The organism is Actinoplanes sp. NPDC048791 (assembly GCF_040650095.1).
Taxonomy (GTDB): Bacteria; Actinomycetota; Actinomycetes; order Mycobacteriales; family Micromonosporaceae; genus Actinoplanes.
The window spans coordinates 1-1,189 of sequence record NZ_JBEZGQ010001663.1 but is presented as its reverse complement, the minus strand read 5'-3'; the positions used below and the strand labels follow the sequence as shown (position 1 = coordinate 1,189).

Sequence of the window (1,189 nt, the reverse complement as noted above, 5' to 3'; positions counted from 1 at the left end):
ACGGCTCCGAGGGGCGCCCGGTGCATCTCGGTGCGCTGGGGCCGGGCCGCAGCGTCATCTTCGTGTACCCGCTGACCGGGCGGCCCGGCGTCGACCTGCCGAACGGGCCGCTGGAGATCGCGGGGGCGCGCGGCGGCACCGAGCGGGCGGCGTGGTTCCGCGACCATCACGCGGAGCTGCGCACCGCCGGCGCGGCCCGGGTCTACGGGCTCTCCGCGCAGTCCAGCGGCTATCAGCGGGAGCTCGTGCACCGGCTGCGGCTGCCCTACCCGCTGCTCCCCGATCCCCAGCTGACCTGCGCGCGGGCGCTGGGCCTGCCGACCTTCACCGCCGGCGACATGACCCTGTACGAGCGCCTCACCCTGATCGTGGCCGACGGCGTGGTCGAGCACGTCTTCCACCCGATCCCCGAGCCGGCCTCGCACGCCCGGCAGGTGCTGCGCTGGCTCACCAGGCGCAGGTCGGCGGGCCGCGACGAACAGCGGATGTGACACTGGCAGCGATGCCAACCACCGACAGTGCCGCGACCCCGTGGCGAGCCGCCCGACTGATCTCCGCCGAGGCCGCCACCGCCCTGCCGGCTGAGGACGTCCCGCTGGACCGGGCGGTGGGCCGGGTGCTGGCCGCTCCGGTCCTGGCCCGGGCCGACCTGCCCGGCTTCGACACCGCGGCGATGGACGGTTATGCCGTCGCCGGCGCCGGGCCGTGGCAGGTCAGCGGGCGGATCCTGGCCGGCGGGCCGGGCTGGGCGCACGAGCTCGAGGCGGGGCAGGCCGTGGAGATCATGACGGGTGCGGTCGTGCCCGCCGGGACGGTGGCGGTGCTGCCGTACGAGACCGCCGACCTGAGCGGCACGACGCCCGCCGGTAAGGCGCACATCCGGCGGGCCGGTGAGGACGCCCGGGCCGGCAGCGAACTGGCCGGTGCCGGCCGGCTCATCACACCCGCGGTGGCCGGGTTGCTGGCCCAGGGCGGCGCTGACAGCGTGCCGGTGCACCGGCAGCCCCGGATCCGGCTGCTGGTCACCGGCGACGAGGTGGTCAGCCGCGGGGTCCCGGCCACCGGGCAGGTCCGGGACGTCTTCGGGCCGATGGTCTCGGCCCTGGCCACGGCCGCGGGTGCGGTGGTGGCCGAGCGGCTGGTGCTGCGCGACGATCCCGGCCTGCTGGCCGAGCGCCTGACCGCGCGG

2 protein-coding genes are annotated in these 1,189 nt (G+C 76.9%); both read left to right on the top strand.

Annotation, left to right across the window (positions count from 1 at the left end):
* Positions 1 to 491: peroxiredoxin (locus AB0C29_RS49425; RefSeq protein WP_360835454.1), on the top strand; the 491-nt coding region annotated here is incomplete at its 5' end.
* Positions 492 to 502: 11 nt separating this feature from the next.
* The coding region (locus AB0C29_RS49420) for a molybdopterin-binding protein (RefSeq protein WP_360835452.1) at positions 503 to 1,189 on the top strand (687 nt) is incomplete at its 3' end.